At 70.7% G+C, this 15,236-nt stretch carries 15 protein-coding genes; 6 read left to right on the top strand and 9 right to left on the bottom strand.

Going from position 1 to position 15,236, the window contains the following annotated elements:
• Positions 1–91 precede the first annotated feature (91 nt).
• Positions 92–793 (top strand): lysophospholipid acyltransferase family protein, encoded by a 702-nt coding sequence (locus tag AC0HI0_RS21150; RefSeq protein ID WP_480934350.1) that lies wholly within the window; start codon positions 92–94, stop codon positions 791–793.
• Between the two features lie 180 nt (positions 794–973).
• Positions 974–2,047, top strand: a complete 1,074-nt coding sequence (locus tag AC0HI0_RS21145) for a YeiH family protein (RefSeq protein ID WP_480934105.1) — start codon at positions 974–976, stop codon at positions 2,045–2,047.
• Here AC0HI0_RS21145 and AC0HI0_RS21140 read toward each other — a convergent pair.
• From AC0HI0_RS21140 to AC0HI0_RS21105, 8 genes are all read right to left on the bottom strand, one after another.
• A complete protein-coding gene (locus AC0HI0_RS21140) occupies positions 2,021–2,473 on the bottom strand; it encodes a YkvA family protein (RefSeq protein WP_480934104.1) in 453 nt (150 codons plus the stop codon). The two genes, AC0HI0_RS21145 and AC0HI0_RS21140, sit on opposite strands and share 27 nt — an antisense overlap.
• 27 nt (positions 2,474–2,500) lie before the next feature.
• Positions 2,501–3,226, bottom strand: a complete 726-nt coding sequence (locus tag AC0HI0_RS21135) for a D-Ala-D-Ala carboxypeptidase family metallohydrolase (RefSeq protein WP_480934103.1) — start codon at positions 3,224–3,226, stop codon at positions 2,501–2,503.
• A 119-nt stretch (positions 3,227–3,345) separates the two neighbouring features.
• Positions 3,346–3,498 carry a hypothetical protein gene (locus tag AC0HI0_RS21130; protein WP_480934102.1) on the bottom strand — a complete coding sequence of 51 codons (153 nt, stop codon included), beginning with the start codon at positions 3,496–3,498 and terminating at the stop codon, positions 3,346–3,348.
• 76 nt (positions 3,499–3,574) lie between these two features.
• Positions 3,575–4,786: a glycosyltransferase family protein gene (locus AC0HI0_RS21125; protein WP_480934101.1), complete on the bottom strand. Its 1,212-nt coding sequence runs from the start codon at positions 4,784–4,786 to the stop codon at positions 3,575–3,577.
• Positions 4,783–6,510 (bottom strand): NAD(P)/FAD-dependent oxidoreductase, encoded by a 1,728-nt coding sequence (locus AC0HI0_RS21120; RefSeq protein ID WP_480934100.1) that lies wholly within the window; start codon positions 6,508–6,510, stop codon positions 4,783–4,785. The genes AC0HI0_RS21125 and AC0HI0_RS21120 overlap by 4 nt, the downstream gene beginning before the upstream one ends.
• Positions 6,507–7,346 carry a ferric reductase-like transmembrane domain-containing protein gene (locus AC0HI0_RS21115; RefSeq protein WP_480934099.1) on the bottom strand — a complete coding sequence of 280 codons (840 nt, stop codon included), beginning with the start codon at positions 7,344–7,346 and terminating at the stop codon, positions 6,507–6,509. The genes AC0HI0_RS21120 and AC0HI0_RS21115 overlap by 4 nt, the downstream gene beginning before the upstream one ends.
• A gap of 151 nt (positions 7,347–7,497) precedes the next feature.
• On the bottom strand, positions 7,498–8,262 hold the full coding sequence (locus AC0HI0_RS21110) for a DUF4142 domain-containing protein (RefSeq protein WP_480934098.1): 765 nt from the start codon (positions 8,260–8,262) through the stop codon (positions 7,498–7,500).
• A 10-nt stretch (positions 8,263–8,272) separates the two neighbouring features.
• Positions 8,273–8,815 (bottom strand): hypothetical protein, encoded by a 543-nt coding sequence (locus AC0HI0_RS21105; RefSeq protein WP_480934097.1) that lies wholly within the window; start codon positions 8,813–8,815, stop codon positions 8,273–8,275.
• Positions 8,816–8,992: 177 nt separating this feature from the next.
• On the opposite strand from AC0HI0_RS21105, the gene AC0HI0_RS21100 reads away from it, so the two are divergent.
• Positions 8,993–9,556 carry a sigma-70 family RNA polymerase sigma factor gene (locus AC0HI0_RS21100; RefSeq protein ID WP_480934096.1) on the top strand — a complete coding sequence of 188 codons (564 nt, stop codon included), beginning with the start codon at positions 8,993–8,995 and terminating at the stop codon, positions 9,554–9,556.
• A gap of 31 nt (positions 9,557–9,587) precedes the next feature.
• Complete coding sequence (locus AC0HI0_RS21095) at positions 9,588–10,313, top strand: anti-sigma factor family protein (RefSeq protein WP_480934095.1); 726 nt, start codon at positions 9,588–9,590, stop codon at positions 10,311–10,313.
• Between the two features lie 393 nt (positions 10,314–10,706).
• On the opposite strand, the gene AC0HI0_RS21090 is transcribed toward AC0HI0_RS21095, so the two are convergent.
• Positions 10,707–11,051 (bottom strand): DUF742 domain-containing protein, encoded by a 345-nt coding sequence (locus AC0HI0_RS21090; RefSeq protein WP_480934094.1) that lies wholly within the window; start codon positions 11,049–11,051, stop codon positions 10,707–10,709.
• An 818-nt stretch (positions 11,052–11,869) separates the two neighbouring features.
• Here AC0HI0_RS21090 and AC0HI0_RS21085 point away from each other — a divergent pair.
• Together AC0HI0_RS21085 and AC0HI0_RS21080 are read left to right on the top strand one after the other, a co-directional pair.
• Entirely contained in the window at positions 11,870–12,625 is a 756-nt protein-coding gene (locus AC0HI0_RS21085) for an ABC transporter ATP-binding protein (RefSeq protein ID WP_480934093.1), read from the top strand.
• Positions 12,625–15,162: an ABC transporter permease gene (locus AC0HI0_RS21080; protein ID WP_480934092.1), complete on the top strand. Its 2,538-nt coding sequence runs from the start codon at positions 12,625–12,627 to the stop codon at positions 15,160–15,162. The genes AC0HI0_RS21085 and AC0HI0_RS21080 overlap by 1 nt, the downstream gene beginning before the upstream one ends.
• Positions 15,163–15,236 lie beyond the last annotated feature (74 nt).

The following is a 15,236-nucleotide window of genomic DNA, read 5'->3' as shown; positions in this document are numbered from 1 at the left end:
AACGGCGATCACGGTCGTCCGCACCGGTTCGGTGGGCCGCTGGAACCGGCCGGTGCCGATGACCGAAGATCCTGGTGTGAGCTTCACGCGGATGGTGGCGTTGACCCCGAGGTTGCCCAGGCGGGGCAGGGGGTTCTGGTACTCGGTGGCGATCGACCTGCTGTGGCCGCTGGTCGTGGTGTTCGTCCGGGTGCGGATGGCGGGCGGGGAGCACGTGCCGCGCGAGGGGAAGGTGCTGCTCGCGTCCAACCACCTGTCCTTCGCCGACCCGGTGACGCTGACCGCGTTCACGCTGGCCTCCGGCCGGGTGCCGCGCTACCTGGCCAAGGCGAGCCTGTGGAAGGTGCCGGTGCTCGGGTGGGTGATGTCGGGCGGCAAGCACATCCCGGTGGACCGGGGCACGGTGCGCGCCGGCCGGGCGGTGGACGCCATGCGCGACTCGCTGGAGGACGGCCAGTGCGTGATCGTCTACCCCGAGGGCACGTTCACCAGCGACCCGGACGGCTGGCCGATGCGCGGCAAGAACGGGGTGGCGCGGATCGCGCTGGAGTCCCGCACGCCGGTCGTGCCGGTGGCCCAGTGGGGCACGCAGCGGCTGCTGCCGCCGGGCAGGTTCGTGCCGCGGCCGTGGCGGAAGGTGCACGTCGTGGCGGGCGCGCCGGTCGACCTGTCCGACCTGTACGGGCTGGAACCCACCAAACAGGTGCTGGACGAGGCGACCGGACGGATCATGGCGGCCGTCACGACGTTGCTGGTCGGCGTTCGCGAACTCCCACATCCTGGGAGCCGGTGACGCTTCCCGTTGCCCTCGCTAGCGTTCGGGGCTCTCTGCTGTCCCGCATCGTGGAGCGTGAGCGATGGGCGAACAACCTGCGCGCAAGGGCCTGAGCGAGGACTGGCTGGCGGTGGTCGTCGGGCTGGCGCTGTTCGCGCTCGCCCTGGCGGGCGTCATCACCCCGGGGCTGGTGCCGTGATGACGACCTCGGAGCAGACCCGCAAACCGCTGCTGCACGCCGCTCTGGGCGTGCTCGTGGTGCTCGTGCTGTCGTGGGCGGCGCGCTACCTGTCCGGGGCGGTGCCCAGGTTGACCAAGGGCACCGGCCTGGAGGGGGTCGGCGCGTCGGTCGAGTTCCCGATCTACGCGATCCTGCTGGGGCTGCTGGGCAACGCGGTGCTCAGCGCGACCGGCGTCCGGGAGAGGCTGTCCGGCGGCTTCCGCACCGAGTTCTTCATCAAGACCGGTCTGGTGCTGCTCGGCGCGTCGATCAACCTGGGCGTGATCGCCTCCGCCGCCGGCCCGGCGATCATCCAGTCGGTGATCCTGATCAGCGTCGTGTTCGGGTTCTCCTGGTGGCTGGGCGGCCGGCTCGGCCTGGACGACAAGCTGCGCGCCCTGCTGTCGGCGGCGGTGGCGATCTGCGGGGTGAGCGCGGCCATCGCGGCGGCGGGGGCGGTGCAGGCGAGGAAGGAGCAGCTCGCCTACAGCGCGTCGCTGGTGATCGTCTTCGCGCTGCCGTCGATCTTCGTCCTGCCGCTGGCCGCGACCGCGCTCGGGCTCGACCCGCGCGTCACCGGCGCCTGGATCGGCGGAAACATCGACACGACCGCTGCCGTGACGGCGGCGGGCACGCTGGCGGGCGAGGAGTCGTTGCAGATCGCCACCATCGTCAAGGTCACCCAGAACGCGCTGCTCGGCGTGGTCGCGGTGGCGCTGACGGCGTACTTCGCGCTGAAGGTTGAGCGCAAGCCGGTGGGCGTGTCGGCCGGCCGGCAGCTGTGGGACCGGTTCCCCAAGTTCGTGCTCGGGTTCCTGGCCACCTCGGTCCTCGCGACCGTCTACCTGGCCAACGTGCCGTCCGGCAAGGCCGCCATCGGCGTGGTGAACGACCTGCGGACGTGGTTCCTGATCCTGGCGTTCGTCAGCATCGGCCTGGAGTTCCGCGCGGGCGCGCTCAAGCAGGCCGGGTGGCGCCCGGTGGGCGTGTTCGCCGCCTCGACCGGGGTGAACGTGCTGGCCGCGCTAGGGCTGGCGGTGCTGCTGTTTTGACCGCTCCCAGCTCAGGTACTGGCCGGCGGCGGTGGACAGGCTGGTGAGCAGCCACACCGCCACGCCCGCGTCGTCGGTGATGCCGATCAGCGGCAGGAACTCCGGCAGGACGTCGATCGGCGACACCAGGTAGACGATCGCGAAGCCCCACTGGGCCAGCCGGGTCGTGGGCAGCCCGTAGGCCTTGCGGGCCCGCAGCAGCCGGGGCAGCGCCTTGGCGCGGTCGATCACCGAGCCGACCGGCTCGGGCTCGCCCCGGGCGATCCGGCGGCGCTTGCGCCGGGTCACGCCCATCGTGATGGAGCCGGCGGCCAGGATGAGCAGCGCGATGCCGACCGCGACCGGCGGCAGACCGATCAGGTCGGCATCGCGCCAGATCAGGGTCGACACCCCGATCGCGGCGAGCATGATGCCGAGGAAGATCACGCGCTCATGGTATCGAGTTTCGCGTGCTCAGATACCGCAGGAAGAGGCAGACCAGAACCGGCCGGCCCGGTGGTCGACGTGCGTGTGGTCGCCGTGACCGGGGTAACCCGGGCCCAGGATGCCGTTGAACCCGTGGTCGCGGGCCTGCTGGGCGAGCTTGCACAGCGAGTGCGGACCCGCGCCGAGGTCGACCGCGTCGCCGTAGAGGTGGCGTGAATCCGACGCGCCGCCGACCGCGTTGTTGCAGGCCACGCTGCGGAACCCGCTGGTGACCCGGATCGACTGGTCGCCCAGGGCGTGCCGCAGGGCCTGGAGCTTCCACATCGAGACCAGCGCGTTGGACCGGGCCGCCGACGCGGAGACCTTGCCGCCCGACCAGTCGGAGTTGCAGCCGTTGAGTTCGGCGTAGGAGAAGTTCACCGGCGTGCAGTCGTCGTCCTGGAGGGCGTAGAGCTTGGTGAACGTGCCGTTGCCCGCGACGCCGTCGGCCGCCAGGCCGTACGCCTGCTGGAAGCGGACCAGCGCGGACTTCGTCGCGGGACCGAACGACCCGTCGAGGCCGAGCACCGCGCCGTAGCCGGGGTAGCCGGAGAGCCGGATCTGGAGCTGCCGCACGTCCTCGCCGGTCGCGCCTTGCGACAGGGTGCGGTTCCAGGTGTAGCAGCCGTCCGCCTGAGCAGGGGCGGAGCCGAGCACGAGGGAGACGAGCACGAGCGATAACGCGGTGACCAACGAGCCGATGCGTCGGAGCACAGGGACCTCCAGACCACGAGGGAACGGACCTCGGAGCCTGGCGGAACCGGTCAGGAATCGTCAATCTGTCTCATATGTCCGAAGATTTCACACCTCGGGAACAGTACGTGAACGGCCGGTCACCGCCGGCGCTCGACCACCGCCGCGTACCAGAGCCCGGCCGACGCCGCCGCGCACCCGGCCGCCGTCGCGCCCCGCCACACCGCCGCCTCGGTGGCCGCCAGCACCCCGTTCCACACCGCCACCGCCAGGAAGACGGCGGCCAGCGCCACCAAAGGTCTCGACCAAACCGGACGCCGGGTGCCGCGCGATCTCATGCCCTGAACAGCGCTCCTGAGCAGCGCGGTGTTACCTGGCGGCTACGGGTTCGCCGTTGAACCCGGCCCAGTGCCGCACGTCGAACCCCGCCGGCCCGGTCGCCCCGCCCAGCACCACACCCCGCTCCCGCACGGCCCGCGCGGTCGCCGCCGCCTGCCGGTCCAGCAGCCGGTCGACCTCGCCGCCGGCCAGCCCGTCGATCTCCTCCCAGAACGTGAGGACCCGGTTCACGTACAGCGCCACCAGGTGGTCCCGCGCGGGCTCGAACAGCCCGGCGGCCACGGCGGCGAGCGCGTCGGCCAGCACGTGCGGCCAGTCCTCCGAGGTCACCCGCAGCCCCCACGGCGAGGTGCGGACGCCCGCCACCGAGGGGAACAGCCGCCACACGTCCTCGCGGTAGACCTCCAGGTACCGCGCCACCGACGCCGACACCCGCGCCACCACCGCCGGGTCCTGCCGCACCGACGTGCCGTCCACCGCCGCCCGGACCCGGGAGCCGCCCGAGGCCGGCCGCACCCGATCGGTGCGCAGCACGACGTGGAACAGCGAGTCCAGCACCTGCTGCGGCAGCCGCAGGATCTTCGGGAACGGCGAGTTGTGCAGCTTGCGCCCCAACGGCACCTCGACCACCCGGATGCGCTCGCGCAGCGCGTTCGCGGTCAGCCACACGTCGATGCCGTACAGGGAGGCGCTCGCCGGCCGAGGCCACCCGAGCGACCGCTCCAGCAACGCCCGGTTGAACGCGAACTCGCCCCCGATCGGCTGCTGCACGTGCACCCCGTACACCGCCGCCAGCAGCGGGCTGGCCAGGTGGTTCGTGGTGTTCGCCTCGTACCGGTCACGCCGGTAGGCGGGCACCGCGAGCACCGGCTCGTCGCCCGCCACCGCGTCCGCCAGCCGCCCGACCCACGCCGGCTCGGCCGAGCGCACGTCGGCGTCGAGCAGCAGCACCCGGTCCGCGCCCAGCTCCGACGCCCGGTCCATCACCGCGAACACGTTCGTGCCCTTGCCGGTGCCCGGACCGGGCGAACTGGCCACCACCTTGCCCGCCCGCAGCGGCGTCGCGGCGAACCGCTCGACCGTCCCGTCCGTGCTGCCGTTCTCGGCCAGCACGACCACGTTCGTCCCGTCCGGGAACGCGCGGTGCAGCCCGGCGTCGGCGGCCGAGGCCACCGCGCCGACCGTGCGCTCCTCGTCCCGCGCGGGGATGCCGACGACGGTGACCCGGCCGCGGTTCGTCATGGGTCCGAATGCTCGGTGCACCGGGTTACCGAAACACGACGCCCCGGTAACGGCTCACCGGGGTCTGGCCCTCGGTCCGGTGCGGGCCAGCGGACGGGACTGCGCCCGCGTCCGCACCACGGGCGCGTGCGGCGGCGGAACGGGCAACGGCTGCGACTCCTGCTGCTGCCGGGGCACCTCGTACCGCTCCCGCTCGGCCCGCGCCCGGGCCTCGAACCGCAGCCGGTACTCCTCGAACTGGGCCACCGCCTGCGCCCGGGGCACCTCGAACCGCCCGGACGGCCCGTCCACCCGGTCCGCCGGCGGCAACCCGGCCCGCGCCCCGACCCACCCGACGTCCCCGCCCGCGTCCGGCGCACCCCCGCGCACCCCTCGACCGCCCCCTGCGGGCTCGTTCCCCCGGCCTCGAACCGGACGGGCGGGGCCTCGTAAGGCACCGGCACGGGCTCCCGCTTCGGCTCGGCCAACCGCTCCGGCGGCGCGAGGTGCTGCGGCCGCCGACGATCCACCCCAGCACCTCCGGCCCCCGCACCTCCGGCCTCCACCCGGTTCTGCCGCCACAACTCCGTCGACAGCTTGATCATCGCGGTCGGCGCGTCCAACCCGACCATCCCCACCAGCCGACCGTCGTCCACGAACCCGGTGATCGTCCGGTGGTCCTTCTGCGACCCGGCCAGGGTCGTCGTGTCCTTGCCCATCGAGGGCAGCCCCGACCCCTGGATGCGCATCCCGTACTGCTCGGTCCAGAACCTCGGGACGGGGGTGAACGGCCGCGAATTCTCCCTGCCCGCCAACAGGTTCTCCGCGGCCGCCCGCCCCATCTCCACCGCGTTGAGCCAGTGCTCGACCCGCCGCGGCCGTCCTCCGAAGCGGAGGTTGGGCCACTGCGCCACGTCACCCGCGGCCACGATGTCGGTCCCGCCGACCACGTGGCACGTGGGGTCGCACCGCACCCCGTCCTCCAGCACCAGCCCGGACCCGCGCAGCCAGGCCACCGACGGCGACGCCCCCACCGCGATCACCACGACCGCGGCGAAGAACACCTGCCCGTCCGAGAGGTGGATCGCCACCCCGCCCGCCTGCGGCATCCAGTGCCGGATCTTCACGCCCATCGCCATCCGCACGCCCCGCGCCCGGTGCGCCTCGGTGACGGTGTCCGCGATGTTCTTGCCGACCGCGCTGCCCAGCAGCGTCGAGGACCGGCTGACGATCGCCACGTCCCGGCCCATCGACTTCACCGACGCCGCCATCTCGCAGCCGATCAGGCCGCCGCCGATCACCACCACCAGCCCCTGCGTGGAGTTGATGGCCCGCTTGATCGCGATCGCGTCGTCCACCGTGCGCAGCACGTGGATCCGCTGGTCCTGGCGCGGCGCGCCCTGGAGGTGCCGGGGCTCCACGCCGGTCGCGATGACCAGCCCGTCGTAGCCCAGCTCCTCGCCGCCGGGCAGCCCGACGACCCGCCGGTCCGGCTCCAGGTGCGTCGCGGCCGTGCCCAGCCGCCAGATCGCGTTCAGCTCGCGGCTGATGGTCAACCGCAGGTCCGACGCGTGCAGCTCGCCGTTGATGGCCTCCTTGGACAGCGCGGGCCGGTGGTAGGGCAGGTGCCGCTCGGCGCTCACGATCACGATCTCGCCGCGGAAACCCAGCTCGCGCAACCGTTCCCCGGCCCGCAGCCCGGCCAGCCCGCCGCCCGCGATGACCACCCGTTCCTCGTTCCTCACCGGACACGCTCCCGCAGTTCGATCGCGCGCATCGGGCACGCCCGCGCGGCGGCGCGGGCCTTCGCGAACAGCTCGGGTGGCGGCCGGCGCTCGTAGCGCAGCCGTTCGTCGTCGACGAGTTGGAACAGACCGGGCGCCTCGGCCTGGCAGATGCCGTAACGGTGGCAGCGCTCGTTGTCCACGCTGATGTCCAGCGCGCTGCCGCCCGCACCGTCCGGTTCGGGCTCGAATCCCGGTTCGGGTTCCAGCATGCCCAGCCGCACCAGCACGTGCGGCGGCAGGAAGCGGGCCAGGGCGATCGTCGCGGTGGGGATCAGGATCGTCAGACCGGCCAGCCACAGCGTGGCCAGGTTGCCGTTGGCGATCGCGCCGAACCACGAGTGCACGACGGTCAGCGTCACCGCCGCGTACGCGACCTGGTGCAGCCGCAACCACTTGCGGTAGTAGATCTTCTTGCGCAGGCCCGCGGTGAACGCGACGACCAGCATGAGTTCCAGACCCACGATGCCCAGCGCGTGCCGCAGCAGGCCGCCGTTGAACAGCGGCACCGAGATCCGGGTGAACGGGAAGGGGGCGAGCTGGAGCAGGGTGAACGCGAACGCGTGCAGGCAGCCGAACGCCAGGGCCAGCGTCGCCAGCACCATGTGGCTGTTGCGCAACCCCTGTCTTCCGGTGATCTTGTTCGCCCAGCCCGTGGCGATCATGACGCCCCAGCACAGGGTGGCGCACATGAACGCGTAGGCCAGGCGTGCCGAGATCTGCGCCACGTGGCGCACTCCGGCGTCGTGGTCGCCGCCGGTCGCCTGCGCGATCAGCAGCGGAACCTGGGAGAGCACGGTGGGACCTCCGAGATGGCGGGAGAGAACTCGCAGGTGGTGGTAGGGACGACCCGCCCGGCGGGCCGCGCAGGAGTGGTCACGGCCACGCCGGGCGGGTGAGGTGGGAACAGTCGCTGCAACAGCCGGAACGAGTCGGCTCAACCTCCTTTCACTTGACGTTCGCCTTGGGCCGCAACAGGCGCAGGACCGCGAGGGTCACCACCGCGCCCGCCAGGCACAGGAGCAGGACGATCAGGGCGGACGGCCCGTCCGAACCGGTCACCTGCGACGCGGCGCGCACCGGCGCGGCATCCACCGCGCCCTGCGCCGGCACCGGCTTGGACAGCCCCGCGTCGGTGACCATGTTGGTGCTCTCCAACAAGGTCATGTGCTTGAGCACGATCTGGTTGCACACCTGGGCGAACTGGCGGACGGCCTCGTTGCGGGTGTTCGCGCGCACCGTGGACACCACGGGGAAGATCGCCCCGTGCGCGGCCCGCAACCGGTTCGCGAACGAGTCGTCGAAAGCCGCTCCGGTCCGGGACCTCATCTCCGCCATCCACGACTGCTGGTCGGCGTTGGGCTCGTCGGGCAGGGTCACGCCCATCTGCCCCGCCAGCCGCACCACCCGTTCGTCCAGGAACGCGTGGTCGCTCATGAGCTGCGCGCCGACGTCCTTGACCCGCTGACTGCCGGCCCGCGTCCCCGCCTCCTCGCCCATGGGCATCTCCCACAGGCCCGCGAGCCGCACCTTGACCAGGAGTTCCTTGTCCAGCGCGGTGATCGGCCCGAGCGGGGTCTGCTCCACCGCCCCGGACGCCGGCGGCTCGTCGCCCCACGCCGTGCCGGCCAGGGTCGGCCAGAACAGCAGCACCAGGGCCACCGCGAACGCCAGGCACCGCCGGACGGCGCTCACCACGACACTTCCGGCCACGGCGGCGACCTCAGTTGCCGCCGGCCGCGTCCGCCTGGGCCTTCTTGCCCTCCGGCGTGACCGCGAACCACGTGCCGCCCTTGCCCTGCCCGACCAGGTCGCCCGCCTTCTTGTCGCCGGTGTACCGGTACAGCGGCCAGCCGGCGAGCGTGACCTGCTTCTTGCCGTCCGGCCGGTCCACCGACCCGACCAGCGTCGGATCGACACCGGAGGTCATGGTGTGCTCGCCGACCAACACCGGCGGCCAGGACTTGAGGCACTCGGCGTCGCAATTGGACTTGGGCGGTTTCGCGGTGTCCTTGTCGTTGCGGTACAGCGCGAAGCCGCCCGCGTCCGCGACGAACCAGCCGACCTGCTTCGACTCGGTGGCCGAGAGCATCTGGTGCGGCTCCTTGCCGAATTCCGGCTGCTGCTGGACAGTCGTCGTGCCGGGGTCGGCTCCACCCGCACCGCCCGCGTTGTCACCGGTTGCCGCGCCGCACGCGCTGACCAGCAGCAACGCCGTGGCAGCGGTACCGGCGAACAACACCTTCCGGGGACGTCGACCGTGCATCGTTGGTCCTCTCTCCTGCTGGCGGGATCCGCCGAAGGGACTAGCGACCGGGGGTTCCGGTCCGGCCGAACCGGCGGATACCGGGAAGTACGGACACGATGCGGTGACGGTTCACAAACAAATCGGGGACTTTTTCTCCCCGGAAACCCTCGACTTCTCACCCGTTCGCGCGCTTGGATGCACGGCGTGGCGCGGCACAGACGCAGCACTCAACCCCAGAGAGATCACGCGTGGCCGGAACTCAGTCTGGAAGACGAGCTGATCCGCAGGCTCTACCAGGAGTTCGGCAGTGCGCTGCTCGGACATGCCATGCGACTAACGGGCAGTGACCGGCAGTGGGCGGAAGACATCGTGCAGGAGACGCTTGTGCGGGCGTGGCGCAACGCCGAGAAGCTGGAGCGGGACCCGGTCCTGCTGCGTTCTTGGCTGTTCACGGTAGCCCGCCGCCTGGTCATCGACGACCGGCGCAAACGCAGCGTAAGACCGCAGGAGTCGGAGTTGACCCCGTCCGATGAGGCCCCGGTGCGGGACGAAGCGGACCGCACCCTCGCGGCGATAGTGGTCGCCGAGGCGATGAACGGACTGACGGAGGAACACCGGGAGGCTATTCTCGAAACGTATTTACGGGATCGGACCGTCGGGGAAGCCGCAGCGGTGCTCGGGGTGCCGCCGGGCACGGTGAAGTCCAGGGTGTACTACGCACTTCGCGCCCTGCGGCGGGCATTGCAGGATCGGGGCTGACAGGGTGACATCGCGGCCGGACCACGTCGACGTGGCGGCGTACGTCCTCGGGATCCTCGACGAGGACGAGGTGGACGCCTTCGAGAACCACCTCGCCCAGTGCCGTCGCTGCGCGTTGGACCTGCGCGATTTCGCCGTACTGCCAGACCTCTTGGACGAAGCCGACGCCAACGGAATGCTGCGCGCGAACGCGGGGGAGCGCCCCGACGGGCGTTCGGTCCGCGCGATGCTGGACACCGTCACCGAAGACCGAGCCCGACGACGCCGCAACACGCTGCTCCTGTCCGCTGCCGCGGCCGTGCTGCTGATCGTGCTGACCGTCGTGACGACGATCGGCTTGTCGCCCCGTCAAGGAGACGACAGGGCAACCGGTGACACCGACAGCACCACCACTTCCTCGACGGTGCCGGGGCCGGCAGCGGTGGCGAAGAACGCCCCCGACGGCTCCGGCACCGTCACCAGATCGGACCAGGCAACGGGAGTCTGGGCGAAGCTCAACGCCACCCCGGAACCTTGGGGAACGTCAATCTCGCTGGAAGTAAAGGGAGCCAAGGCCCCCAACCGCTGCGAACTGGTGGCCAAGGCCAAAACGGGCGAAACCATGGTCGTGGCCTCCTGGCTGGCCGGAACGTCCACAACGGACAAAGACCCGGTGCGCATCAACTCCTCGGTGGGCCTGAGGTGGCACGAGATCACCGAGTTCACCGTGAGGGACACCAAGGAAGGCACAACCTTGGTCCGCCTACCCACTACTTAGCCCCACCCCTCAGCCCCCACCGCAGCGCTCCACCGCCAAGCCCCCCACCGCCAAGCCCCCAACCACCCGACCCCCCACCATCCACACAGGACCCTCGCAAACTCCCTCTCACACACCGCAAGACCACTCCGCACACCGCAGCCAACACCCCAACCGGCGCAGCCCCCACCACTCCACCCGCGTCGTGTCATCCCCGTATGGCCTGCGCGCCAGCGAACCGCGCTTGAGTAGGTAGTGCAAGCACGCCTTTCGCTTGCACTACCTACTCAAGGGTGGTTGTCTACGACCAGGCCATACGGGGATGACACGACGCCCGCCCGTTCTTTCAGTCATCCTTGGCGGCCAGCCCGTCCGGCGAGGACGCCCCAGAACTCGCCAACAGCTCAGATCAGCTCAGATCCGCTGCAACCCCGCCAACACCCGCTCCATCAACGCGATCGAGGGCCGTCCATCCCCGCCACCCTCGCCGTCCCCGTGCACGTTGATCAACGACATGTCGGACATGTCGGCAAGCAACACCCGAACCACGCCCAACGGCAACCGTAACCGCGCCGCCACCTCCGCCACCGAATGCGGATGTCGACACAGATCGCTGATGATCCGGTGCTCCGCCGTGGACGTGAGCGCGTCCCGCGCCGCCCGCTCGTTCGTCGTCACGATGGTCTCGATGGCGAGGGTCGTGTTGGAGCGGGTCCTCCCGCCTGTCCTGGTGTAGGGACGCACCCGGAAGGTCGACACCACCAGCTCCTCAAGCGGTCGGGATGATCTTCTCGGCCGTGTGGGCGGGCCGGCCGACACTGTGGTCCGGGTCACCGCCGACGCCAGACCCTACGGCCGACACGGCCTCCTGTCTCGCTTTTCCCGGAATTTGGGAGAGATCGAACGCGACCAAACACACACCGTGTCGCACCGATTCCCATGGGTGTCCAAACCCGCCGCCATCCATCGGATGATCATCAGACCCGACGCCTCCGACGAGTCCGCTCTCCGCCCCCGACGACTCCGCTCTCCGCCCCCCTGACGACTCCCCGACGTCAGGACCGGCGGCCTGGAGGGCGGTGTAAACGCCTCCAGGCGGCCGATGTCCGGATCACCCGATGGGTGTGGGATTCACCTTCACCGAAAACCTCGCACAACTCCCGACCGGGAACTGTTCCCCGACCGGTGCTCGGTAGAGCCATCCACCAAGGTAGAGCCCAGGGGAGCGCTCTCACAACTCCCGGCACCCAAGGTTGGACCTTTCGAGACAAGCCCGACACCCCAACCCCGCGCCATGATCAACCACCGACCCCACGCACAGATGAACGGTGACCCATCCACACATTTCCACTGGGCAAACGCGACCCTCCCTCACTCCCTCGACTCACTCCCTCACTCCCTCCCCCCACCCCCTAAACCCCCCAAAACCCCCACCCCCACCCCAAAATCCCTCGAACCGGGGAATTTCCCTGAGACCGGATCAGGGTTGATACCGGACGCGTTCTCAGCTCCCCTCGAGGAGCATTACCCCCTGGAGACGGCATCTGCCGTCATCAAGGGCGCACTGGAGGATCCAGGTGACGGGCAAGAAAGAGTCCGCGGCGAGAGCCGTGGACGTGAGGAAGTCCTACGGGACGGGAGAGGCCGCGGTGGTCGCGCTCGACGGCGTGACCGTCGAGTTCGAACGCGGCCGCTTCACCGCGATCATGGGCCCGTCCGGGTCGGGCAAGTCGACCCTGATGCACTGCCTGGCCGGCCTGGACACCATCGACTCCGGCGAGGTGTGGATCGGCGACACCAAGGTGAACGGCCTGCGCGACAAGGGTCTCACCGACCTGCGCCGCGACAAGGTGGGCTTCATCTTCCAGCAGTTCAACCTGCTGCCGACGCTCACCGCCGAGGAGAACATCACGCTCCCCCTGTCGATCGGCGGCAAGAAGGTCGACCGCAAGTGGTTCGACACCGTGGTGGAGACGGTCGGCCTCCAGGACCGCCTGACCCACCGCCCCACCCAACTCTCCGGCGGCCAGCAGCAACGGGTGGCGTGCGCCCGCGCCCTGGTGGCCAGACCGGACGTCGTCTTCGCCGACGAACCGACCGGCAACCTCGACTCCCGCTCCGGCGCGGAGGTGCTGGGCTTCCTCCAGCGCTCGGCCGCCGAGTTCGGCCAGACCGTCGTGATGGTCACCCACGACCCGAACGCCGCGTCCTACGCGGACCGGGTCATCTTCCTGGCCGACGGCCGGATCGTGCGGGAACTGCTGCGCCCCACGGCGGACGCCGTGCTGGAGACCATGAAGCACCTCGACGGTGACGAACTGGTCGTGGTCTGATGTTGAAGGCGACCCTCAAGAGCGTGCTGTCGCGCAAGCTCCGGCTGGTCCTGTCCGGACTGTCCGTGGTGCTCGGCGTGATGTTCGTGTCCGGCTCGTTCGTCCTGACCGACACGCTCGACCGCTCGTTCAAGGACCTGTTCGCCAACGTCTACTCCGACGTCGACGTCCAGGTCGCGCTCAAGCCGAAGGTCGAGTCCGAGGGCGGTCCGGACGGTGGCGGCGGCACGCTCACCGCCGCCGACCTCGCCGCCGTCCGCTCGGTGGAGGGCGTCAAGTCCGCCGCCGGCGACGTGGCCGGCTCGGCCCGGCCGATCGGCGAGAACGGCAAGGTGCTCACCACGTCCGGCGCACCGCGCATGGGCACGGCGTGGCGGGACGGCGAGCGGGCGCAGATCCGCGAGGGCCACGCGCCGCAGCGCGACGACGAGGTCGCCATCAGCGCCTACCTGGCCACGACCGGCGGGTTCCAGGTCGGCGAGCAGATGTCCGTGCTCACCCTGGAACCGAAGAAGACCTTCACCGTCACCGGCATCTTCGGCTACCCGGGCAACCGCGACTCGCTCGGCGGCGAACTGCTCACCGCGTTCACCGAGCCGGTCGCGCAGCAACTGCTGCTCGGGCAACCCGGCGCGTACAGCGGGATCACCGTGCGCGGGGCCGAGGGCGTCGCCGACGACGTGCTGCGCCAGCGCGTCCAGCAGAAGCTCGGGGACGACTTCCAGGTCAAGACCGGCGAGCAGCTCGCCAAGGAGCAGAGCGACGCGATCGCCGAGGGCCTGTCGTTCTTCAACTACGTGCTGCTCGGGTTCGCCGGCATCGCCCTGTTCGTCGGCGTCTTCATCATCCTCAACACCTTCTCCATCATCGTCGCCCAGCGCACCAGGGAGCTGGCGCTGCTGCGCGCGATGGGGGCCAGCCGCAAGCAGATGGTCGGCTCGGTGGTGATCGAGGCCGTCGTGATCGGTCTGATCGCGTCCGTGGTCGGGCTCGGCGCGGGCATCGGCGTGGGGGCGCTGCTGGCCAACATCTTCAGCTCGATCGGCGGCGGCAGCCTGCGGCTCGCGGGCATCGGCGTGCCGGCCAGTGCCGTCATCTCCGCGTTCGCGGTGGGCATCGTCGTCACCGTGCTCGCCGCCGTGCTGCCCGCGCTGCGCGCCTCGCGCATCGCACCGGTGGCGGCGATGCGCGAAGCCGCCACCCCGGACCGCCCGCTGACCAAGCCGACCATCGCGGGCGCGGCGGTGGCCGCGGTCGGCGGCGGGCTGCTCTGGTACGGGTTCTCCGCCGCCTCCCTCTGGCCCATCATGGCCGGTCTGCTGCTCGCGTTCGTCGGGGTCGCGCTGCTGACCCCGCTGATCAGCAGGCCGGTGGTGTCGGTGATCGGCAAGCTGCTGGCGTGGTCGATGCCGGGCACGCTCGGCCGGCGCAACTCGGCGCGCAACCCGCGTCGCACCGCCATCACCGCCGCCGCCCTGATGGTCGGGATCGCCCTGATCACCGGGGTGAGCGTCATCCTCACCTCGGCCACGACCAGCATCACCAAGGTCGCCGAGAGCCAGGTGAAGTCCGACCTGATCATCTCCGGCGAGGCGCAGGGACCGGGCGGCGACGCGACGTTCGCGCCGCAGCGGCTGGACGAGGTGTCGAAGCTCCCCGGCGTCGAGTCGGCGTTCGGCTGGTACTCCGACCGGATCCTGGTCGGCGGGCAGCGCAAGTTCGCGATCGCCGCCACCGACCTGCCCGCGCTCCAGCGGCAGTTCGGCCTCACCGCGAAGTCCGGCGGGTTCGCCGACCTCCAGGCGGGGCAGATCGGCGTGGACGAGGACAACGCGAACACGCTCAACCTCAAGCAGGGCTCCACGGTGACGGTGCAGACCGCCAAGGGCGAGGCCGCCACGTACACGGTGGCCATGGTGTACGCCAAGAGCAGCGTGCTGGCGAACGTCTTCATGCTGCCCGAGGCGGTGGCCAAGGACTTCCGCATCGAGCAGATCTCCAACGCGTTCGTCCAGGTGGCCCCGGGCACGAACGTCGCGGACGTCCAGAAGCGGGTCGAGCCGATGTTCGCGGACAACCCGGAGATCACCGTCCAGGACCGCAGCGGGTTCGTGCAGCAGCAGGCGTCACAGCTGGACACCGTGCTGATGATGATCCAGATCCTGCTCGCGCTGGCGATCCTCATCGCGGTGCTCGGCGTGATCAACACGCTCGCGCTCTCGGTGATCGAGCGGACGCGGGAGCTGGGCCTGCTCCGGGCGATCGGGATGCGCCGGGCCCAGGTGATGAGGATGATCACCGTCGAGTCCGTCGTGATCTCCGTGTTCGGCGCGCTCCTCGGCCTCGTGGTGGGCACCGCGCTCGGCGTGGCCGCCGTCAAGGCCCTCAAGGACGAGGGCTTCAGCGAACTCGGCATCCCGTGGGCGCAACTCGGCAGCTACCTCCTGATCGCCGCCGCGATCGGCGTGGTGGCCGCGATCCTGCCCGCGATCCGGGCCGCGCGGCTGAACGTGCTGCAGGCGATCTCCTACGAGTAAAGCCACCCACCGACCCGACCTGACCTGCGCCGACCGCGCAGATCAGGTCGGGTCGACCGGCCGATCCACGCACA

The organism is Saccharothrix sp. NBAS 001, from assembly GCF_056640475.1.
The sequence above is the reverse complement of the archived record's forward strand: the minus strand, read 5'-3'. Positions and strand labels throughout refer to the sequence as shown.